A 21,226-nucleotide genomic window follows, 5' to 3' on the forward strand; every position below is an offset into this window, starting at 1 on the left:
GTGATCTTCGAGGCGTTCAAGCAGGCCGACGGGACCACCAGCCGCAAGTACGGCGGCACCTCCAGCACGGAGGGGGCCGGCCACCGGCCGAGGTGTTTCCAGTAGGCGTCCGGCCTGTCGGCCTACTCAGCGTCTGAGGTGCGGGGGAGGGGCGTGCTGCTGGCAGCCGGATGACGGCGCGTACCGGTATGCGGCTGGCTGGCCGGGTGGGTACGGCCGGGCTGGGTGTGCTGTGTGTGCGGCACGGCCGACTTGGACGTCCGCTGCTCCGGGGGCAGTCCCCGGAGCGACGCCCTGGCGACCTTTGCGCGACCTCCTTGCGACGTCCTCGCCCAGTCCAGGGCCGCGTCCGCCTTCGCCGGGCGGGGCGGCTCCGGGCGCGTCGATCGTCGCTCGTGGGCAGGGGGAGCGCATCCGTCGTGCACGGGGGTGTGGCTTCGCTGCCGCCTCAGGCCGTGCGGGCGCGGAGGCGGCGCAGCATGCGGGGGTCCTCGAATCCGACTGCGCGGGCAGCGGCATCGATCGTCGCACCGTGGCTGATGAGGTGCTGGGCGTGTTCGAGGCGGAGGGTCTGCTGGTAGCGCAGGGGCGTGAGCCCGGTGGCGTGGTTGAAGAGGCGTGTGAGGGTGCGTTCGCTTACGCCCACGGCCGCTGCGAGCGTCGGTAGGGGCAGCGGTTGGTCGAAGCGGGTGTCGATGAGGTCCTGAGCTCGGTGCACGGTGTCGTCGAGGTGGGACCGGTGTCGGAGCATCGCGCTGGACTGCGGGTCGTGGCCGTTGCGGCGGGCGTAGACGACCATGTCCCGGGCCACTTGGGCGGCGGCGGCCGGGCCGTGCCGGGTCGCGACCAGGTGGAGGGCCAGATCGATGCCGCTGGCGATGCCGGCCGAGGTGATCACCCGGTCGTCGGCGGTGAACAGGACATCGCGGACGACCACTGCCCCGGGGTGGCGCAGGGCCAGCTCGTCCTGCAGCTCGTGGTGCGTGGTGCAGCGGCGGCCGTCGAGCAGGCCGGCCTGGCCGAGCGCGTCGGCTCCGGCGCAGATGCTCGCCACCGTGCCTCCCCGCGCGTGGTGGTCGCGGAGGACCTGGAGGGAAGCGGAGCCGATGCTGGGGCCCTCGGCCAGGACACCTGGCCACCAACCCGGCACCACGATCAGGTCCTCGGGCCCGAGCTCGGGCCACTCGAGCTCCGCCAGGAGCGGCAGGCCCTGGGCGGTGGAGACCTGCGGCTGCTCGGCGACGTAGGCGAGCGCATAGGAATGCCCGAAGTCGGCCGCGGTGGAGAACACCTGGGCAGGGCCGGCCAGGTCCAGCAATTGGACCCCGGGAACCAGGAAGAACACGATAAGGCTCACGATTCGGTCATCGTACGCGTACCGCTGCGGCCTCCAGCTCGTCGATCGTCGCGATGGTGGCGAAGCGTCCGGCGAGCGCGTACTCGGTGCGCCTGATGACCTCCGCGGACGGCAGCGTACGGGGGTCTGCGAGCAGCTCGGCGACGCTCTGGTCGGCGGGGGCGTCGCGGTGGGGAATGGGATGCGTCGCGGTCGCGTCGATCACGAAGGTGACCTCGTAGCCGAGATCGCATGCGACGCGGGTGGTGGTCTCCGCGCATTGCTCGGTACGGATACCGCAGACGGTGAGTTCGCGGATGCCGTGCACGGTGAGGAGCTGCTGCAGGTTGGTGGTGGTGAAGGCGTTGTGGGAGGTCTTGTGGAGCACTGGCTCCCGGTCCCCCCGCTCCAGCTCCGCCATCAGCCGGACATGGCCGAGTGCCGGGTCGAAGACATCGCCGGCGCCGGGCTCGGAGTGCAGTACCCACACCACCAGGTCCCCGGCCTGCCGGGAAAGCCGGACCAGGCGGTTCACCTTCTCCGCGATGTTCGGGTCGGAGATCGCTTCCCACAGCGGCTCGGCGCGGAAGGACTCCTGGACATCTACGACGATCAGTGCTCGGTTCATGTCCCCAAGCGTGGCCCGCGCGGGCGGCCCCGAGACAGGCCGCATCGAGTCCGGCTGCGGACTGATCCGGTCATCCTGGGTGACCCCCATGGCGTGCGGCTCCGGCTACGGTGTCCGTTGATCTTGATGTGCGCTGAGAGGCCACCGGAGACATGCGCGTTCAACCCTTCGCGGGGCCTGTGTGGTCCGCTGGCGGCTTGCCCCCGGGCTTGGCTGCCCGGACGGAGTCACTGCGGGCCCTGGTCGAGGAGTCGGCGCTGGGTGACTGGGGTTCACCGCGATGGGAGTGCCGCAGCCGCGCGCTGGAGTCGGTGCTCCTACTGACGCTGCTGCGCCGTACCGGGCTAGATGCGGATGCGGCCGTCCGACTGGAGGAGTTCCTGGAACGCCGGCATCCCCGCTGGAAGGGCGTGGACGCGCTGCTGGCGCGGGTGGCGCTGGAAGGCGCGGACGCCGGTGAAGCGCGCCTGCTGGTCGAGGGGTTCCTACGGCAGGCCCCCGGCTTCCAGGCGGGCAGCAAGCGGGCGCTGCTGTGCGCGGTGCTCGCCCTGTGCGGCGCGGTGGTGGAGACCGGGCAGCCGACGCCGCGTGGTGTCCTGCACCCGGCGGGCCGCGTCCAGGTGACGGCGGTCGCGGTGATCCTTCGCTGCGCCGCCGGGGGGACCGCGACCGGTGAGGAGGTAGAGGTTCTTGCCGCGGCCCTGGACCACGACGGGATCTGGGAGGGGAACCTGCTGGTGCACCTGCTGGCCGCCAACGCCCTCGCCCTGCTCCCGGAGCAGGACGAGCCGGTGGCCACGGGAGTACGCGAGGCGCTCGTGCACCAGCGCCCCGACGGCGGGCTGCCGTTCGTCACCGACCTGGGGATCTGGTGCGCCGTCACCGCCGGCATCGCACTCGTCCACACCCCCACCCCGCGCGCGAGCCTCCACCTCCTGGCCGACCGCCTCGTCCATCACCAGCGTCCTGACGGCGGATGGTCCTACGCCGCCCCGGCGGAGCACACCGACACCGATGACACGGCCGTGGCCGTGGAGTTCCTCCACCTTCTGGACGCGGACCGGTACCGCTCGGCGATCGCCCGCGCCACGGACCGCCTGTGCTCCCTCCAGGGCGAGGACGGCGGCTTCGCCACGTACATGCCCGGCGCACCCTCCGAGGCCGGGATGACCGCCGGCGCGCTCAACGCACTCTCCCTGCGCCCCGCCGAGCACCACGACCGGATACGCGCCGGGCTGGACCACCTCGTCGGCGCGCAGCGGGCGGACGGGCTGTTCGCCCCGGAGTGGAGCCGCAGCCGCTACCACGTCGCCTTCCGGGTGCTGCTGGCCGCGGCCGGTGCTCCCGCCGGCGCGCAGGGACCGGGGCTGGAGGCGATGGTGTCCCGGCTGGGTGAGGCAGTGGCCGCCGGGCAGAATCCGGACGGCGGCTGGGGGCAGCAGGCGGGCGAGGCAAGCGATGCCATCAGCACGGCCTACGCCCTGATCTGCCTCACCACCGGCGGAGACCCGGACCGGGCCGCCGCAGGCATACGCTTCCTGCTGTCCGCACAGAAGCCCGACGGCGGCATCGCTTCGCTCCCTGACCAGATGGGAACTCGCCCGTTCCTGTTCGACGTGCCCGCTTTGGCCGACCACACCGTGCTGCTGGCCCTGGCCCACCTCCAGGCCCGGATCCGCCCCCCGGCCTGCATGCCGGTGCCGCGGTCCGTACCGGCTGCCAGGACCGCCGTGCCCGCCAGGACCGCCGTGCCCGCCAGCATTGCCGTGCCCGCCAAGCGCTAACCCCTCCCGGGCTGCGCTCCGCTCTCGGCGAGCAGCAGGTCCGGGTATCGGCCGGACTCGGCGAGCCAGGCCAGCTGGGTACCCGGCATGACGCACATGGCGTCGGCGATGTACGCGACCGCGCCACGCAGTGGGGCGGGCAGCGCGGCCAACGGCTCGGCGAGTTCGGCGCGGACCTCGGCGAGCCGGTGGTGGCGATCCCGGATACGGTCCAGGACCAGGCCGAGGGCGGTGCCGGTGTCGCAGCCGGTGGCCTGCTCCAGGACGATCACATAGTTGGTGACCTCTCCCGCGGCCGTCTCGCGGGAGTGGGACAGGATGTCGTTGCACCAGGCGGTGAGGTCGTTGGACGCCTCGCACATCTCCCGCCACAGCGCGCCCTCGGCGAGAGCGGCAGGAACCTCGGTGCGGAGGGCTGCCTCGACCAGATCGAACATGAACATCCCGTTGGCGTCCCGGCGCAGCCCCGGGTACCCCTCGCAGGTGGGGACCGTCCCGTCCTCGCGATGGGCGATCTGGGCGAGGAAGGCGTCGCGATGGCCCAGCAGGTGGGACCGGAAGCGCCGGCGCCAGGCTGCGGACAGCCCGTCCGCGGTGCGGGGCCACAGATCGGCGAAGGCCGTAACGGCGGGCGTCGGCGATATCACGGACGCGGGAGGGGCATCGACGATTGAGGTCAGCGCCCGGTAGACGGCTTTGACCTCTTCGGCCGACCGGCCCATGGGGCCCTCGTCCTGCTGGTCGTCGAGATGGAACAGCAGCGTCACCCACCGCGCGAACAACTCCGCGGCCTCGACCGGCACATCGTGCAGGATCCGGGAGGCGATCAGGTGGAACCCGGCTGCGCGCATCCGGGCCCGCTCGGCCGGGGTGCCGGCCAGCCCGACGCGGACCGCCCAGGCGTCCAGGCTCTGACCGACGCGGTCGGCCTCGGGATGGATGTGCTGGAGGACCGGGATGCCGAAGTCGACCGGGTGGGCTGGTGAGGTCATCAGGGCTCCTCGGAGGCGCTGGCTGGTGGTTCGTCGTTGCCTGCAGCGGGCGGCAGATCGCGGTCACCGCGTGGTGATCAAGTGGATCCTGCCATGCGCCGCCGAAACCCAGCCCGGCGGCCGAAATGAGAAGCGGTAAGCAGGGCCGCCCGCAGGGGCTAGCGCGGGCGCCTGTCGCCGGTCTTCACCAGCGACAGGCCGTACGCCCTGCTCCGGCGCCGGGAAGCGGGCGGAGCCGTCGAACGGATCCGCTCCGACCTGATCATCCCCACCGGCGAGCGCAAGAGCGGCAACCCCGGCCTGGTCGGCGCCCGCGCCGTTGCTGCGAACATCGGGCCCGGCTCCGCAGCCCGTAACGGCAGGTTGTCCTATGGCTTCGCTGCGCGAACTCAGGTCGGGCTCGGCCCCGGCCGGAGCGGAGGGTCAGCCGCGACGGCGCTTGACCATCACCGTGACGGCGAGACCGAGGCCCACGGCGACGGCGGCGCCGAGTGCCGGCCACTGCCAGGAGATGCCCGCCTGCACGTCCGCGGCTTCCGCCCGGGGTGGCGCCGAGGCCGTCGAATCGGCTCCGGGGGCAGGGGACTTCGCGACGGGCGGGGCGGCCAGGGGGTCGACGTCGGGCGCCCCCGGGTCTCCCTCGTGGTCGAGCAGCACCTTGCGGGGGCGGGCGGATCCGTAGCCGATCCAGTCGCTGCGCTCGGAGCCGTCGACGGGGCCGCCGGCGGTCTGGATGAGGACCCGGGCCACCTGGTTCGCGGTCCAGTCGGGGTGGGCCGACCACACGAGCGCGGCGGAGGCGGAGACCAGACTGGTCGCGTACGAGGTGCCGCCGTTCCCCGCGCACCAGCCCTTGTTCTCCTCGCACCGGATCTCGACCTTGCTGCCGATGGAGGTCAGGTCCGTGTCGGGCCCGTGGGAACTGAACGGCATGGCCTTACCGGTCGTGTCCGTGGCTCCTACGCCGATGACCCCGGGCAGGCTGGCGATGGCGTTGGTCCAGTTCTTCCGTTCGCCCTCGTTGCCCATCGCAGCGAAGATCAACAACCCCTTGCGCTGGGCGTACTCGACAGCCGGCTTGATCTTGTCCATCGGCCAGTCCGGAGTCACCCCGATGGACAGGTTGATGATCTTGGCTCCGTTGTCGGCCGCGTACCGGATTCCCCGTGCGGCTTCGGACGCCACGGCGAAGGCCATGGGCGTACCGACGCTGGTGCGGACGGGCAGTACCTTGGCGCCGGGGGCGAGGCCCTGCGGGCTGCCCGCCGAGCCGTCGCCGACGATCGCCGCGGTCATGCTGGTTCCGTGCCCGACGAAGTCCTCGTGCGGCGGGTAGGTGACGTCCGGGCGCTCGAAGGGAGGCTCCATGAACGAAATGCCGGGGAGGACTCGCCCCTTCAGTCCTGGCAGATCGGTGACACCACTGTCGATGACGGCGACCGTGATGCCGCTTCCGTCCGCGACCTTCCACATCTCCTGGGCCTTCATCTTCGTGAGGTAGCCCCGCGAGTCGGTGTCGGCGGCGGCCGGCACCGCGGTGCCGGCGCTGACCGTCAGCACCGCGGCGACGACGCCCGCCGCCCGCCGCCACGACCCGCTTCGACGTGTGGTGTCCTGCATTTTCGCGCCTTTCTGTGCCCAAGTGTCCATGTGTGCATGCGTGGATGAGCACATGCGTCCATGCGCTGGACGGGGGGTGTGAAGTGACCGGACGGCACCGGCACCGGCACCGGCACCGGCACCGGCCTCGGCCTCGGCCCTACGGGGTCAGGGTGTGCCCGGCTCAGCCGCCGGAGGCACGGAACGCGATGGCCCCGTAAAAGGGAGTGGCCCCCGTTTCGACCATGACGAGATTGCCGTTGCGGTAGTCGACGACGAGTCCCGAGACGGGAAGGGGCTCGGCCGGCGCGGTGACCGTACCGATCTTGGCAGGGGTCCCGTCCTTGGCCGCGTACGACTGGATGTCCATGTCGCTGACGCTCTTTCCGCCCAGGACGTAGACGGCGTCCTCGTCCGAGCCGAGGAATCGGGGTGTGGTCGCCTTGCCGACCGGCTTGGTCCACTTCTGCGTGCCGGTGGCCAGGTCGTAGGCGACGACGGAGGCGGGGACGGTCAGGCTCGTGGTCTCTCCGGCGATCACGTAGGCGGTGGTCGCGTCGGCGTCGAAGGCGATGTCGAAGCGTGTTGCCCAGTTCGCCCGTTCCACGGGGTGCAGCAGTACCGGGCCCACGGTGGTGGCGAGCGGGATGCGACGGGCGATGGACCCGTCGCGGCCGAAGACGACGAGCTCCGGCGGCGGGGGATTGTCCGCGAGCCCGTCGGGCAGGAGCAGTGCCGCCGGAGCGCCGTTGCCGACCAGCCGTACCCGCCCGCCCTCCGGAGCGGTCATCGGCACGGCGGTCGCATCCACCTGGCGGCCCTTGGCCGCGTCGAGGGTGCTCACCGACCAGGTCCAGTCGGCAGTGCCCCGGGTCTCCAGCCCCATCATCACCATGATGCGGTCGCCTCGCGCGGTCATGTCGGTGTTCCGGACGTGGAGGCCCGCCCGGGGGCTGACCCAGGTCCACGCCTCCTTCTTGTTCGGACGCAGGGCGACCACGGTGTTCGGTGTCATCACGGCCAGGACGTCGCCGTCCAGGAAGGCGAGCGCGGCGCTGTCGTCGGTGACGGGCTTCCCGCCCGCCGGGACTCCGGCCACCTGCGTGGTCCAGCGGACGGCGCCGCCCTTGCGGGTGTCGATCAGCGACACCTGGTCGCAACTGGCGGTGGAGGCCAGGGGGTCGCCCTTGACCCAGGCGACGGCACCGAGGCCGCTGCCGCTGAGGCCTTCGGTCATGGCGCACGGGTGCATGTCCGGCTCGGGCGGGGTGATGCTGCCGATCCGGTCGCCGGTCTTCGAGTCGTAGATCTCCACGCCGGTGCGGCGCCCGATGTAGTAGGCCGTGTCCGCGTTCCAGTTGCCGAGCAGTTTGACGAGGAGGGAGTCCCCCTTGACCGGAGGCGTCTTCCAGGCCTGGGCCATGAGGGCGGGCGCGTACGGTCCCTCGGGCGCTTTGCCGGCCGCGGAGTCCTTCCCGCCCGTGACCGCTCCGCAGCCGGCGATTCCGGCGACCCCGGCGACGAGGAGCGCCAGAGTGGCGGCGCCGGCCCGCGTCCACCGTCCGGCACTCCGCCATGGGAGGCCCGGGGTCGCTCCGGCGGGCTCTGATGCCTGGTGTGCGGAGGAGGTCGACATGTGCGCGGGCACGGGTGCACCTTTCCTGCTGGTGTCCGAGGGGTGGCCCGACCGAAGGCGGGCGATCACTCGGGGCTTCTCGTGGTCCTTGTCAGCTGCTCTTGTCAGGTTTGCTTTTCGACAGTTTGCTGATTGTACGAGGGCCGGGGAACCTGTCGCGCCCGCAGTCCAGTTCCGTGCGATCGCCACCGGGCCCGTCCCAGTCGAGGCGCACCGGCAGGTACTTGACCCCATTGAGGAAGTCCGAGCGCAGCCGGCGGAGCTCGCCCCCCAGGCCGAAGTCGAGCTGGCGGCGGAGCAGTTCGCGGATCAGGGCCTTGGCCCGCGCGCGGGCGAGGCAGGGGCCGAGGCAGGAGTGGGGGTCGTCGCCCCCGAAGGTGACGTGGTCGTTCGGGGCGCGGCAGACGCCGCATCGGTCCGGGTGTTCTCGGGCGCATCCGCAAGTGCGCAGCCGGAGGCCGGGAGATGATCGTCGGCCGCAGCATGCGCCTGCACCGCGGAACGGCCTCCTCCGGGCTTTCGTCCCCGCGAAGAGGCGATCTCCGGCGAACGCCTGACCGCACCGCTGGACGGCCGAGGCGGTTTGTTTCGCTGCTCGTCAGCCGATCCTGGTTGGCTCCGTCATGGACATCAGGCCGCGTAGCCCGTCCCGCACCTGTTCGACCTCCACATCGCCGAACAGGGCTTGCTGGGCGATGAACCCCTGCGCCAGTGCCATCAAGGTGCGCGCCACGCGGTCGGCCGGTACGTCGGCCCTCATCAGCCCGGCCCCCTGGTAGGCCGTGACGACCTTGCTCCAGGCCTCGTGCATCTCGTCGAACCCCTGGCGCAGCGCCTTGGCCAGCTCCGGGCTGCGCAGCGTTTCCGCCCACACCTGCAGGGCCACCCGGGGAAAGTCGGGCTCGTCGCCGGCTCCCGGACCGCCGCCGCTGCCACCGCCGCTGCCGAGCAACCCTCCGGCCAGCACGTCTCCGAGGGTCTGGGTGAGCAGCACATCGGGCAGTGGGGGCGGGTACTCCTCGGCAGCTCGCTCGAAGGCGGCCCGGACGGTGGCGAGAGCCTCGGTGGCGATGGCCGCGATCAGCTCGTCCTTGCCGTTGAAGTAGCGGTAGACCGCGCCCGCGGAGAGACCGACCTCGCGCAGGACGTCCTGCATCGACGCCGTGTGGAAGCCGTTGCGGCTGAAGCAGCGCGTGGCGCCGTCCAGGATCTGACGGCGACGGGCGTCGAGGTGTTCCTGGGATACGCGAGCCATGGACCCAATCTAAAACGAACATTCATTCTTGACAAGCGTGACAGCCTGCACCACAGTGACCTGCTCAGAACGAATGCTCATTCTTTTTACTTCGGGAGCCTCGATGGCCACCTCCTCCGCCACGTCCGCCGCGCCGTCACCGCCACAGGGCAGGCGTCTGATCGCTGTCATAGTCCTGATCCCGGTGTTCGTGACCCTTGCCCTATGGGCGTTCGCCTGGCCGTCCAGCCGGATCGCACCGCGCGATCTCCCCATCGGCGTCGCGGGCCCCGCGGCGGCGGCCGAAGGCGTGCAGAAGCAACTGCAGCAGAAGCCGGGCGCGTTCGAGATCCACCGGTACGCCGACGAAGCCGCGGCCCGCGCAGCCATCGAGGCCCGAACGGTATACGGCGCGGTCGTCGTCACCCAGCAGGGCCCGAGGCTGCTCACCGCCTCGGCCGCGAGCACGGTGGTGGCCCAACTGCTGCAGCAGGCGGTATCCGCGGGTGCCCCCGAGGGCACCCGGGTGGAGACCGTCGACGTGGTCGCGGCGCCGGCCGGGGATCCGCGCGGTGCCGTGCTCAACTCCAGCCTGCTGCCGATGACCCTCGCGGGAATCGCGGCCGGGGCCGTCATCACGCTCCTGGGGCTGCGCGGGAGCCGTGCCGTCCTCGCGCTGCTCGGGTCCGCCGCCCTGGTCGGGATCGCGGCGGCTGCGCTCACGCACAGCTGGCTCGGCGCCCTCACGGGCAACTGGTGGGCCGAGGCGGGCACGCTCGGCTTCATAGCCCTCGCGGTGGGTGGGACCGTCGCCGGGCTCGCGGCGCTGATCGGCCCGGCGGGCATAGGGGTCGGCGCCATGCTCTCGATGCTGATCGGGAACCCGTTCTCCGGCATGACCTCCGCCCCGGAGCTGCTGCCCGAGCCGGCCGGGCTGATCGGCCAGTGGCTGCCGCCGGGCGCCGGTGGCGCGCTGCTGCGCTCGGTTTCGTTCTTCGATGGCGCACAGGCCGTGCGGCCGGTGATCACGCTGACCATCTGGGCGATCGCCGGCCTGTCCGCCGTCCTGCTCGCCCGCCCGCGCCGCCCCGCGTCCGCTTCCGCCGCCGTGCCGCGGCAGGCACCGGAGGCCGCTACCGTCGGCTGAAGCCGCCCGGAAGCCCATCGCGGTGCCCGTCACCTCGGCTCCGTTGGACGGGCGCCCGGCTGCACCACTTCAGCCACGCCGGGGCACAGCGGTTTCGGCGGGCAGGGCGAGGCGTGATCCGAGGCGGCACCGCATCTCGCCCGCGGCGGCGCGCACGTGTTCGCAGCGGGTCTCTTCTTCGAGGGTGCCGAGGAGCATCATCACCGCGCGCGCTTCGTCGCCGGTGAGCAGCTTCAGGCGGGTGTCGGTGACGGCGTCCAGGAGTACGCCGAGGAAGTCTTCGTCGTCCATGTCCATGCCGGGACAACGCCCGTCCGCCGCCTCGGGTCACCCGCTCCGCCCGCGGCCGAGGTGAGGGGATCGGTACCGGATCACCTCACCCCGGCCGCAGGGACGGGCTCCCGGTCTCACCTGCGCCCCCGGTCACCACCTGGAACACGCGGACGGCTTCCGCAAGGTGCGCACCACGGACGAACGGGTAGTCCGTGCCGAGCAGGACGCGGTGCCGGCCCACATGCCGTCCGGCCAGTCCCAGTGCGGCCGCGTTCCCCTGCGTGTGGCTGTCGAAGCGCAGGGTGGACGTGGCGACGCCCCGCACGGTGTCAGGGTCGAGCAGGAAGCAGGCGCCGCCGGCTCTGCTGACGATCGGCGAGATGTGGGGGAACCGGTCCGACATGTCCGCTGCCAGCCAGTCGAGAACGACAGTGGTCTGCTCCGCGATCGCCCCTACGGACCATGCCACGCCGTCGGGGTCGCACAGCGAGGGGCCGCCATGGGTTCCGGCCGGGTGGTAGAGCAGTACGGCCCGGGCACGGTCCAGTTCCGCGTACAGGGGGTCGTAGCGGGATCCCAGGGTGGATGCGCCGTGGAGAGCCGGTGGGAGGACGACGCCTCTCGCTCCGAGCCGGTTCATGAGGTGGTCGAGCTCGCGCAGGGACGCTGCGAGCAGGGGGAGGGGCAGGATGCCCAGAAAGGCGAAGCGGCCGGGAGCCGTGCGCACGGCTTCGGCCAGCGCTTCGTTGGCCAGCCGCGCCGCTTGGACGTTCCTCCCCGGTGGGCCGAGCGCGGGGTACAGGGCCGCGGCATTGAGGACTTGGCAGTCGATGCCGCTGTCGTCCATCTGCTGCAGGCGCCGGCGCAGCATCGCGGCGCTGTCGTCACCCGCCGGGACGTCCCGCTGGTGGCGGCAGTCCTGGCCGTGTGCGTCGAGGAAGCCGACGTAGGCGCGCGGCCACAGGTGGGCGTGCCAGTCCGTGACGGTCATGCCGCGGGCCGCCGCTCGCCCAGCTTGCGGATGCGCAGATCCGCGTACTGCCGGGCCCGTTCCGCGCCTGTCGTCGCACTGTCCTCCTTGCTCGCCTCCATGCGCAGACTCGGGTTCGCGTCGCCGCCGAAGCGACTGCACACATGGACGTGTGCTGCGTAGAGCTGCCCCAGCGCCTCCGTGAACCTCCGGTAGGTCGTCCCCTCGGCGACGTCCGGCAGCAGCCGGGTGCCCAGGCTGTCCAGGGACTGCACCAGATGATGGTGGTCGCGGGTCTGCAGGCCGCTGAAGCCCGAGCCCACACGCGGTGGGGTCATGGTGGGCCGGATCGAGCGGACGTAGAGCTCGGGGGCGAAGTCCGCGGCGTGCCGCATGGCAAGTGCGGCGCTCGTGCAGAACATCACCGTGTGGTCGAGATACATGTCTTGTTCGGCGACGGTGCGTGCGTGGACGGCGCATCCGCAGGTCACGGTGATGGCCTGGAGGTGCGCGAAGAAGAGCCGGTGCCCGGACGCCCAGCGCAGCTGCGCGGTGCGCTCGTCGGCGGGAGGTGCTGTGCCGTCCTCCGGTGGGCGTACGAGTTGCCTTGGCGGGCGTACGAGTTCCCCGCCCCCGCGGCCCGCACGCCGATGGCCCAGCAGGGCCGAGCCACCGCCCACCAGCGTGGAGCGCTCGGCGGCGCTGAGCGAGGACGCGGTGCGCGCGAGGTCGAGGACGGTGTCGATCTCGGCGACGAGCAGGGCACGGAGGAAGAGGTCGGCGGGTCCGTGAGCCCTGGCCACGCCGAAGAAGGCGTCGTGCTCGCTGAAGGCCTCCTCAAGGGAGGGGACTTCCCGAGGCCCGGCGGGCTCGTAGTCGTCGGGCGCCAGTGCCTGCCGCAACCGTACGCAGTCGGTACCCGATGGTGAGGCCATGAACTCGGCCACCAGTGCGTTGACGGCGGACGTCGCCGACCACAGCTCCTCACCTGTGGTCGGGAGGTCGCACGGGCGAAGGAGGGGAAGCGGGTTCGTGGTCATGACGGGGTCCTGTGGGTCAGGGGGCTACCACGTCAGCGGATAGCCCGGGTCCAGCATGGGCAGTGCCTCGCGTCCGGGTTCGAGACGCTCGTGTCCGTCGAGCAGCAGGGTCCACTCGGAGGTCTCCTGGTGGTCGCGCGTCGACTCGGCCAGCCCGGGGGGCGGGCCGTGGGGGACGCCGGGCGGGAACACGGTCACCGACCCCTGGCGCACGCCGCTCTCCGTACGGGAGCCGAAGTCGCCGTCCGCGAACAGCAGTAGCTCGTCGCCCCCGAGGTTGACGTGCTGGTAGGGCACTTTGACGGCTCGCGGGTGGTACTCCAGCACGCGCGGCGTGAAGAAGAGCAGATCGGCGCCGGACATGGCGAAGACCTGATGGACCGGCGGAGGCGCGTGCAGCCGGGCGCTCACCGGCTCGCAGTCCGCGACGTTGAGCACGTACGGATACAGCGTCCCGGTCCAGCCGACGACGTCGAACGGATGGTGCCGATAGGTGATCGCCGTCCCGCGCCGGCCGTGCCGGGTCAGGACGGTCGTGCTGTGTGCCCGGACGGTCTCCGGCGGGTCGGGACACCGCAGGTCGCGTTCGCAGTAGGGGCTTCCTTCCAGGAGCAGCCCGTGCGGCGACAAGTACCGGGCCGGGGCGCCGATCCGGCCCGCCGACTCGAACAGGGTCAGCCGCAGGGGAGGTGCCGTGTCGCGGGCGGCCGGCGGCGGGCGCCGGCCCGGGTCCGCCGCAGGGGCGGCTGCGGACCCTTCCTCCGTGGACGGATGCCATGCGTGCACCACCCCGGCCGGGATGACGACGAGGTCTCCCGGGCCGACCTCCATGCTGCCCATCGCCGTGTGGACCAGGGCCCTTCCCGCCTCGACGTAGGCGCACTCGTCGGCGCAGGCATTGCGGTACAGAGGCGAAGCGCCGGTGGCCACGGCGCGCCAGACGCGCAGCGTGGCACCGCCCACCAGCATGACGCGGTGACGCACCGCGTCGGCCGTCGCACCGGGGTCGGGTGCCGGCCGGCGGGGGAAGTGCATGGGGCCGTGCGGACCGGAGGAATCGGATTCCGTGGACGGTGGATCCCACGGAAAACGCCCCTCGACGCCTGCCGGGTTGTGAAGGTGATACAGCAAGGACGACTCACCATCGAATCCGTCGTCGCCCAGCAATTCCTCCACCAGGGGCGATCCATCCGGCCCGTCCCAGTAGATGTGCCGCTTCGGCGGATAGCATCCCACATTCCTGTAATGCGGCATCGGAGCCCTCCCGTCATGGATACGCGCCATCCTCGCTGCCCCGATGTTGACGGCGCTTCGTACGATCGGGCCCGGAACGGATGAATGCGGATCGTCCGCATCATGCTCCACTCCTCGCGAACGCACGCGCCTAGCATGAAGAAGCGCGACTGCTGAAAAGGACGATCCAACGGGGCGCGGAGGTGCCTGTGAGCGTCGAACGAATCAACCACGTGGTCCTCTGGGTACGTGACGTGAATCGGTCCGCCGATTTCTACACTTTCGTGCTCGGCCTGTCCGTGATCGAAAAGCACGGTGACGAAAAGGTCTTTCTGCGTTCTCCCACCAGCCCCAATCACCATGATCTCGGACTTTTCCGTGCCGAGGTGACAGGCGACGTGACACCAGGAAGTCCGGGCATGTATCACACCGCCTGGCAATGCGAGTCGCTTTCCTCGCTGGTGGAAATCCGAGAGCGTCTGACAGCGGTGGACGCCTTCCTGGGAGGCACGGACCACGGCGCCACCAAGTCCTTGTACGCAAAGGATCCCGACGGCCTCGAGTTCGAGGTCATGTGGCTCACCCCTCGGGAAACCTGGACGGAGGGGCGCCAGCCGTTCGGCCCGCTGGACCTGGAGGCCGAGCTGCGCGGCCGCGTCGAGAGCGGCGACGCCGAGACGTAGGGGGGCGACGGCGCCATCCCTTGCCTCGGTGTACTTCGACACCTGCTCGGGCGGGGGAGGCGGGGCGGTCTCCGCGCGGAGCGTCTACGGTGCCCGCTGGACCCGCGTACCGAAAGCGGCCGCGCTGCGCGCTTGGCGTCGCGGTGAACCCGGTGGAGATTTCGTGAAACGTCGGACGTGCGGCCCGCGGGGAGCGGAGCGTAACGGGCATGGCCTGGGCAAACCGGGTCAACGGCATCTGATCATCAGGAGATGCGCATGAAGTTACTGAAGAAGCGGTTACGTAAACCGCAGGTGCTGGGCGTCGGCGTCATGGCGCTGCTGCTCGGTCTCGTTGCCTCCCCGACCGCACAGGCGGCCCCCGCCGCCGAGCAGTGCAGCGGAAGCTGGGACGGCAAGACGTACTGGGCCAAGAATCCGGCGGGGCGCGACGGGGGCGGCTACGCGCGCACCTACTGGAACAATTCGACCAAGAAGAACTGTGTGAAGTTCTGGTCCAGTCCCTACGACGGCCTCGCCTCGCAGGTCACCGTGGCGATCTTCGACGAGGGCGGCGACTACTCCATCGATCCGCCCAAGGAGCATCCGGCCAACCTGCACTACTACGCCGGGCCGTTGTACACCTGGTTCAACTCGACGGGGCAGTGCATCCGGGTGAGCGGCTCGCTGGTCCGGGGCGGAGTGAAGTACAACCTCAACACCGGACCCGTCCGCTGCGGCTGAGGGGAGCGGTGACCGGGCGGGCTGCCGCCCGGTCACGCGGCATCGCCGGCCGCGGTCGGCTCCGCGCCCTCTGATGTCAGGGCCTGGTCGTGGGGACCTCCGGTGCGAGCGAGTTGCCCGCGGGGATCCGGCCGCAGTCGGACGGGGGCGTCTTGCCCGCGAACCTGTCGCCCAGCCAGCCGAGGGCGGCCGGCGCCCAGGGAACGGCTGCGCCGACATGGCTGAGCAGCTCGTACTGCTGGTACTTGATCGCGGTGTTGCCCTTGTCGCAGTACTGCCGGACCAGCGCACGCACGTCTCCGGCGACCATGACCCCGTCACCCGTTCCGATGCCCGGGAGGTTGCTGAGGGTTCCCTCGAGGACGCCTCCGTCGCCCTGGACGATGAACCCGGGAGCGCTGGGGGTGGGGGCCGAGCCGAGGTTGAGCTTGTTGACCGCCTCGACGAAGGGGGGAACCGAGTTCGGGTTCGCGTACTCCGGCTTGACCATCTTCTTCCAGGTCAGTCCCGGATACTGGCCCAGCGCGTTGATGATCGACCCGCGTTCGAGTTCCTTGAACACCCGTTGACCGTAGGCGTTGAGGTAGGGCTCGAACGCGATGTCGTAGGAACGCGCGGCCCCGATGACGGCCATGGGTGCGACGCCGGCCCAGATGGAACTTCCGCTGACGTACTTGAGGTTGTGCGCCGGATCGACGAGCAGACCGCCTTCCGCGTATCCGACCAGCCTCCTGTCGACGTCCGGCGCGTAGCCCGGTGCGAGTACGGCCGCCCAGTGGGTGGCGATGGCTCCGCCCGAGTAACCGGCCAAGCCGATGCGGGTGTTGGAGTTGAGGCCGGTCTGCGGGGACTGGCTCGCGGCCCGGATCGAGTCCAGCGTGTTCGTTCCGTACTCAGGGCCGGCCGCGAAGTCGGCGTTCTGGCCCTCGCTGTCGGGGATGATCACGTTGTAGCCCGAGAGCAGGAGCGGCACCAGGAGGAGGGACTCGCCGTTCGCGATCAGGCCGCCCAGCGAGACGTCGCCCGCGATGGCTCGGGAGGGGGAGTCCGCGGGGTTGAGGGAGTCGTAGAACGACTGGTACGAAACGGCCTTGCTGCCGTCTCCGTTGGGGCTGCGCACGATCGACGTGACCCCGGCGGACGGGCGGCCCTGCGCGTCGACGGTGCGGAACAGCAGCTGGATCGCGGTGACCGGCGTCGGGATGCCGAGGACGTGGTACTGCAGCGTCCGGGTCTTGAGGACGGCGCCCGGTGCGTACGAGGACAAGGGGGCGCTGCCGTCGTACGCGTAGAACGAGTCGCCCGCGGCGACCGTCGACGAGGCGGCCGGAGCGGCCGCGGCCGCTGGAGCGGCGGTGACGGCCAGAGCGGTGGCAACTGCGGCTGCCAGCTTCCCCATGGCGATGCGATGCATGGTTCCCTCGGATTCGTCTCGTGGATCACCGGGACAGTCGTCGTGCGTTACCTGTGGTAACAGCGCTGCAAGTTACCAGCAGGTAAACGGCTTGAACAGGCCTGCGACACGGCTCTGCGCCACCTGAGCTCGACAAGGCCGCGAGGTCCCCGTCCGGGCGATGTCGGTCACGCGAATCCGCGACCGTAGGAGGGAGGCGACTTCACCCCAATCCGCACCGTTCCTCGGCGCAGCGGGCCGGGTGGCCGTACGGCCCCGGCGCAGCGGGAATTGTCGGACCAATCCGGCGGGCTCCCGGCTCCGAAGGACCGGTAGCCGGCTGTCTGCGACTGGAGTGAGGCCTTCATGCGCGTACCCCCCGATGCCCCGTACACCGCCTGCCCCGCAGGCCCCGGGCAGGCCGCCGGCAGCTGCGCCCCGCACTTCACCGCCGGTCCGGTCCGCATGCCCGCCCGCGGGGCCCCGCCGGGTCCCGACCCGACCCGCGCCGCCCGCGACCGGGTGAAGGTGTCCCGGTGAAGGGCGACGGCCACGAGCGCCATCCGCTGCTCGGCCGCCTCGTCCGTGACACCGTCTCCGGGACCGAGGGCCTGCTGATGGCCGTGGTCCGCGAGGAGCTCCCCACCTACACCGGCACACCGCGGATGACACGGCGCGCCTACATCCGTCCGATGTCCGGCGGTTGCGAACTGCCCGCTGCCCTGGCCGACATCGAGGCGGCGGGCCTGACGTGAGCCGGCCCCGCCTCACCGCACGACCGGGACGGGAACCCCGCGGTCGCCCTCGTTGAGGTGGGGGCCGCGGGTGACCGCCGCGGCGGTCGGCCACCTCGTCCGCGCCGGCCTCTTGGTCCACCTCGGCGGGGACGTCGAGTTCCCCGACCTCCGCCCGGACCAGTTGGCCGCCCTTGCGCCGGAGCCTCGGGCGGGGACCGAGAGCGTGGTCCCCGGTGAGGACGGCGAGGGCTTGGGCGCGGCCTGTACCCGGGTCGTCCGGCGCACGGCCGGGTGGCGGAATGCACCGGACACGGGATGTGCGGGTCCGGCGTCACACCGGACCGGACCGGACCGGACGGGCGCGGGACTGGGACCGGGCGGGCGTGTCCTGAGCGCTTCAGCCCGAAACCTCTCGTAGGTTCTGACCGGTCGGTTTGCATGATCCGCGCAGCCGTCCGGTGCGCGCCCGGTACCCCCCCGGCCCGTCCGCGCGCCCACCAGGCCACGAGGGGCCGGCCCTCGGCCAGATGGGGAGATCACGTCCGATGACTCGGCTGCAGGGGCTGCTCGGCCTCATCGCGATCTACGCGCTGTGCTTCGCCATTTCGCGACACCGGCGCAGGATCAACTGGTGGACCCTGGGCATCGGCCTCACCCTGCAAGTGGGCTTCGCTCTGCTCGTGCTCAAGTGGGAACCCGGCCGCGAGGCCCTGCGCGCGTTCGCCGACATGATCGCGAAGCTCATCGGCTACACCACAGCCGGCACGGAGTTCCTCTTCGGCTCGCTGGCGAAGGGCTCGACCGTCCCCTTCGCCCTCGGCGTGCTGCCCGTGATCATCTTCCTCGGCGCTCTCGTCGGACTGCTGTACTACCTTCGCGTCATCCAGTGGGTCGTGCAGATCATCGGCGGTGGGATCTCCCGGCTGCTCAGGACCAGCCGCATCGAGTCGATCTGGGCCACCACCGTGATCTTCCTCGGACAGTCCGAGGCGCCGCTCCTCATCGCGCCGTACCTCAAGCGCCTCACCCGCTCCGAGCTGTTCACCTGCATGACGGGCGGCTTCGCGTCCGTGGCCGGATCCACACTGGTCGGGTACTCGCTGCTCGGCGCGCCCCTGCCCTACCTGCTGGCGGCGAGTGTCATGAACGCCCCCGCGATGCTGGTCATCTCCAAGGCGATCTACCCCGAGACCGAGGAGCCGGAGCAGCCGGGCGACATCCGCGGCGTACGCGACACGGAGTCGGCCAACGCCATCGACTCGATCGCCCGCGGCGCGATCAACGGCGGCCGCCTCGCGGTCATCGTGGGCTGCCTGCTCATCGCCTTCGTGGCGCTCATCGCCCTGGCCAACGGCATCCTCGGCATCGCCGGAGGCTGGGTCGGTGTCGACGGCCTGACGTTCCAGAGGCTGTTGGGCTGGGTCTTCGCACCGGTCGCCTGGCTCATCGGGGTGCCCTGGGACGAAGCCACGACCGTGGGCAGTTACCTCGGGCAGAAGCTGGTCATCAACGAGTTCGTCGCCTATGCCTCCTTCGGCCCCGAGATCCCCGCCCTCGGGGACAAGACCGTACTCATCACCACCTTCGCCCTCGCCGGCTTCGCCAACTTCAGCTCGATCGCCATCCAGCTCGGCTCTTTCGGCGCGCTGGCCCCCGAACGCCGGCCCGACGTCGCCCGCCTCGGCCTCCTGGCCCTCCTCGCGGGCACCCTGGCCAACCTCAGCAACGCGGCCATCGTCGGGATCGTCGGCTGACCCGTACGCGCCCCGGTGCCCAGGGCCCGCCCCGTACGCGACGGCGATCACCACATGCTGGGCTCGCTCTCACAAGGTGGTCATGCACCGGTGACGTTGCTCTCGAACAAGCTGGGCTGGTTTTCGGGCTTTACGTCTTGGGTTCATAGGCCGTAGCCAGTGAGACTGTTCTCGTGACGTCCCGAAAGCCTGATGAGCAGTTTGCTCGCTACCCCGGACTCCGACTCGTCTCGCCGCGCTCCGTCGCCGCGGCACGCAAGGAGGTGACCGGCCGACGCACCCGACCCGATCCCCGGCCGCCGGCGGGTACGCCCGCCACGGCCGACCTCGCGAACCGGGCCCGGGCTTCGCTCGCCGACGCCGTACGGCTGACCCGCTGGGCTGAGCGCAACCTGGGCGTCGGAGACGGCGGGCTGCTCGCCCCCGCGGGCGCCCTGTCCCCGTCAGATGTAGAACGCGTAGCCAGGGAAATGGGTCTGACGCACGGCCAGATCCGGGTCGGCTGGGATCGCGCCCGCCTCGCCGGGCTGGTCGAGGTGCACGGCGGCCACGCGCGGCCCGGCTGGCGGCTGCACGCCTGGGAACGCGATGACACCGCCGTACTGCGCGGCTGGGTCGCGCTCTTCGACGCCTGGTCGCTGGTCCACCCGGCCCCCGCCGGCATCGCCCCCTCAGCCGTCGCCGAGGTTGTTGAGGCGATGCCACAACTCCTGTCCTTGCTGCAGCTCTCCGCCGGGCCGGTGACCACGCCCGTCCTGCTCGACCTGCTCGGGCAGCGCGTCACCGAACTGCGCGACGAGCGCTGCGAGGTACCCGACTCGAGAGCCCCCGACGCCGGGACCCCCGAGCCGGCGCCCTCACCCGACCCAGCCTCCCTGGCACGGCTGCTGCGCTGGGCGCTCGGCTGCCTCGGCGCGGTCGACGCGCTCACTCTCGGCCCCGCCCACGCCACCCTCACACCGCTTGGCAGCTGGGCGGTCTGGGTCAAGCTGGAGCAGATCTGCGTTGCAGCGGAGAGCCCCGCGGGCAACATCGAACAGTCCGCCACCGCGATGCTCCGGGGTTGCGCCCGTCTCACGGCCCGTCCGGCGCGCGCCGAGTACCGGTCCTGGCTCGCGGCCCGGCCGGTCGGCAGCGCCATCACCGAGCTGCTGCAGGCCGCGCGCGGCAAGGACGCGCTCGTCCGCGGGCTCGCCTTCGAGGCGCTGCGGGTGATCGGGGCCCCCGCCGAGCCCGACGTACGGGCTGCGGCCGGTGAGTCCGCACTGCGCCCTTACGCCCTGCTGTGGCTGGCCGAGCACGAGGGCGCCGACCCCGACGATGCCCAAGAGGTCTTGACCGCCGAGGAGTTGACCTGGCTTTGGGTGGACATCGCGGCAGCGATCGCCGACCACGGCGAGGCCGAGCTGCTGGCCCGCCACCTGGACTCGGCCGTCCGCACCACCGTGCCGCGGCTGCTGGACGAGGTGCGGGCCGTAGGGCATCCGCAGACGGTCCAGGTCTTGGTCGCGCTGGCTGCCGCGCACCCCGACCCGGCCTTGGCCAAGGCCTTCCGCCGAGCCGCCTTCCAGGTGCATGCGGGGAGGCCGCTCTCAGGACCGGCGCGAACAATGGGCGGCAGCGCCGAGCCCCCTGCGGCACCGGCCACCTTCCGTGTGGAGGGCACGGAGCTTCCAGAGCCCCCGGCAACGCCGCGCTGCCAACCCCAGCTGACGCTTCTGGACGACCAGCCCCGCGCTGGCACGCCTGTGCGCTTGACCGTGGAACTGGTGGCGGAGCCCGCACATCCCTGGACTTGCCCTGGTGCCCGACCTCGGCTGGACATCGTGGCTGTGCCGTTGACCAGTGCGGAGGTTGAGCCTGCCACCGTGCCGTACGGCCCCTTGGACACCGGATCCGTACAGTTCCGCCTCATCGCCGCCGAGTCCGGCACGCACCGGATCCGGTTCACCTTTGTGCACCACGACACGGGTATCGTCTTGCAACAGGTGGAGACGACCCTCTACATCGCTGGTCCCGAGGCCAGTGGGGTGGAGACGAGATTGGTGTGGCCAGGCAAGGGGA

At 71.2% G+C, this 21,226-nt stretch carries 18 protein-coding genes and 1 pseudogene; 8 read left to right on the forward strand and 11 right to left on the reverse strand.

The features are described from left to right. Positions 1-448 precede the first annotated feature (448 nt). Together ACWCP2_RS06050 and ACWCP2_RS06055 are read right to left on the reverse strand one after the other, a co-directional pair. Complete coding sequence (locus tag ACWCP2_RS06050; RefSeq protein ID WP_450907377.1) at positions 449-1,357, reverse strand: GlxA family transcriptional regulator; 909 nt, start codon at positions 1,355-1,357, stop codon at positions 449-451. Between the two features lie 7 nt (positions 1,358-1,364). Then, positions 1,365-1,964, reverse strand: coding sequence for a cysteine hydrolase family protein (locus ACWCP2_RS06055; RefSeq protein ID WP_450907378.1), 600 nt, complete (start codon positions 1,962-1,964; stop codon positions 1,365-1,367). A 209-nt stretch (positions 1,965-2,173) separates the two neighbouring features. Here ACWCP2_RS06055 and ACWCP2_RS06060 point away from each other — a divergent pair, with 209 nt between their 5' ends. After that, positions 2,174-3,748, forward strand: coding sequence for a prenyltransferase/squalene oxidase repeat-containing protein (locus ACWCP2_RS06060; protein ID WP_450907379.1), 1,575 nt, complete (start codon positions 2,174-2,176; stop codon positions 3,746-3,748). Here ACWCP2_RS06060 and ACWCP2_RS06065 read toward each other — a convergent pair. From ACWCP2_RS06065 to ACWCP2_RS06080, 4 genes are all read right to left on the reverse strand, one after another. Further along, complete coding sequence (locus tag ACWCP2_RS06065; RefSeq protein ID WP_450907380.1) at positions 3,745-4,740, reverse strand: terpene synthase family protein; 996 nt, start codon at positions 4,738-4,740, stop codon at positions 3,745-3,747. The genes ACWCP2_RS06060 and ACWCP2_RS06065 overlap by 4 nt on opposite strands. Before the next feature lie 423 nt (positions 4,741-5,163). Then, entirely contained in the window at positions 5,164-6,360 is a 1,197-nt protein-coding gene (locus ACWCP2_RS06070) for a S8 family serine peptidase (RefSeq protein WP_450907381.1), read from the reverse strand. A gap of 163 nt (positions 6,361-6,523) precedes the next feature. Continuing rightward, entirely contained in the window at positions 6,524-7,987 is a 1,464-nt protein-coding gene (locus ACWCP2_RS06075) for a hypothetical protein (RefSeq protein WP_450907382.1), read from the reverse strand. A 586-nt stretch (positions 7,988-8,573) separates the two neighbouring features. After that, on the reverse strand, positions 8,574-9,230 hold the full coding sequence (locus tag ACWCP2_RS06080) for a TetR/AcrR family transcriptional regulator (RefSeq protein WP_450907383.1): 657 nt from the start codon (positions 9,228-9,230) through the stop codon (positions 8,574-8,576). A gap of 103 nt (positions 9,231-9,333) precedes the next feature. Between ACWCP2_RS06080 and ACWCP2_RS06085 the strand changes: the two genes are divergently transcribed. Next, positions 9,334-10,356: an ABC transporter permease gene (locus ACWCP2_RS06085; RefSeq protein ID WP_450907384.1), complete on the forward strand. Its 1,023-nt coding sequence runs from the start codon at positions 9,334-9,336 to the stop codon at positions 10,354-10,356. Positions 10,357-10,425: 69 nt separating this feature from the next. Here ACWCP2_RS06085 and ACWCP2_RS06090 read toward each other — a convergent pair whose 3' ends face one another. The 4 genes from ACWCP2_RS06090 to ACWCP2_RS06105 form a co-directional block, all read right to left on the reverse strand. Then, positions 10,426-10,647, reverse strand: coding sequence for a hypothetical protein (locus ACWCP2_RS06090; protein ID WP_450907385.1), 222 nt, complete (start codon positions 10,645-10,647; stop codon positions 10,426-10,428). A gap of 85 nt (positions 10,648-10,732) precedes the next feature. Then, positions 10,733-11,620 carry an amidohydrolase family protein gene (locus ACWCP2_RS06095; protein WP_450907386.1) on the reverse strand — a complete coding sequence of 296 codons (888 nt, stop codon included), beginning with the start codon at positions 11,618-11,620 and terminating at the stop codon, positions 10,733-10,735. Further along, positions 11,617-12,639 (reverse strand): hypothetical protein, encoded by a 1,023-nt coding sequence (locus tag ACWCP2_RS06100; protein WP_450907387.1) that lies wholly within the window; start codon positions 12,637-12,639, stop codon positions 11,617-11,619. The genes ACWCP2_RS06095 and ACWCP2_RS06100 overlap by 4 nt, the downstream gene beginning before the upstream one ends. 24 nt (positions 12,640-12,663) lie before the next feature. Continuing rightward, complete coding sequence (locus tag ACWCP2_RS06105; RefSeq protein ID WP_450907388.1) at positions 12,664-13,674, reverse strand: cupin domain-containing protein; 1,011 nt, start codon at positions 13,672-13,674, stop codon at positions 12,664-12,666. Between the two features lie 407 nt (positions 13,675-14,081). On the opposite strand from ACWCP2_RS06105, the gene ACWCP2_RS06110 reads away from it, so the two are divergent. Both ACWCP2_RS06110 and ACWCP2_RS06115 read left to right on the forward strand, forming a co-directional pair. Next, on the forward strand, positions 14,082-14,555 hold the full coding sequence (locus ACWCP2_RS06110; RefSeq protein ID WP_450907389.1) for a VOC family protein: 474 nt from the start codon (positions 14,082-14,084) through the stop codon (positions 14,553-14,555). 258 nt (positions 14,556-14,813) lie between these two features. Next, entirely contained in the window at positions 14,814-15,278 is a 465-nt protein-coding gene (locus ACWCP2_RS06115; RefSeq protein ID WP_450907390.1) for a hypothetical protein, read from the forward strand. A gap of 76 nt (positions 15,279-15,354) precedes the next feature. Here ACWCP2_RS06115 and ACWCP2_RS06120 read toward each other — a convergent pair whose 3' ends face one another. Further along, complete coding sequence (locus ACWCP2_RS06120; protein ID WP_450907391.1) at positions 15,355-16,692, reverse strand: lipase family protein; 1,338 nt, start codon at positions 16,690-16,692, stop codon at positions 15,355-15,357. 345 nt (positions 16,693-17,037) lie between these two features. Between ACWCP2_RS06120 and ACWCP2_RS06125 the strand changes: the two genes are divergently transcribed. The 4 genes and pseudogenes from ACWCP2_RS06125 to ACWCP2_RS06140 form a co-directional block, all read left to right on the forward strand. After that, positions 17,038-17,211: a hypothetical protein gene (locus ACWCP2_RS06125; protein WP_450907392.1), complete on the forward strand. Its 174-nt coding sequence runs from the start codon at positions 17,038-17,040 to the stop codon at positions 17,209-17,211. Continuing rightward, complete coding sequence (locus ACWCP2_RS06130; RefSeq protein WP_450907393.1) at positions 17,208-17,426, forward strand: hypothetical protein; 219 nt, start codon at positions 17,208-17,210, stop codon at positions 17,424-17,426. The genes ACWCP2_RS06125 and ACWCP2_RS06130 overlap by 4 nt, the downstream gene beginning before the upstream one ends. Positions 17,427-17,953: 527 nt before the next feature. Beyond that, on the forward strand, positions 17,954-19,162 hold the full coding sequence (locus ACWCP2_RS06135; protein ID WP_450907394.1) for a NupC/NupG family nucleoside CNT transporter: 1,209 nt from the start codon (positions 17,954-17,956) through the stop codon (positions 19,160-19,162). Between the two features lie 263 nt (positions 19,163-19,425). After that, positions 19,426-20,745: pseudogene (locus ACWCP2_RS06140) on the forward strand (hypothetical protein); the annotation flags it as partial. Between the last annotated feature and the right edge of the window lie 481 nt (positions 20,746-21,226).

The sequence above is a fragment of the Streptomyces sp. NPDC002104 genome, assembly GCF_053593795.1.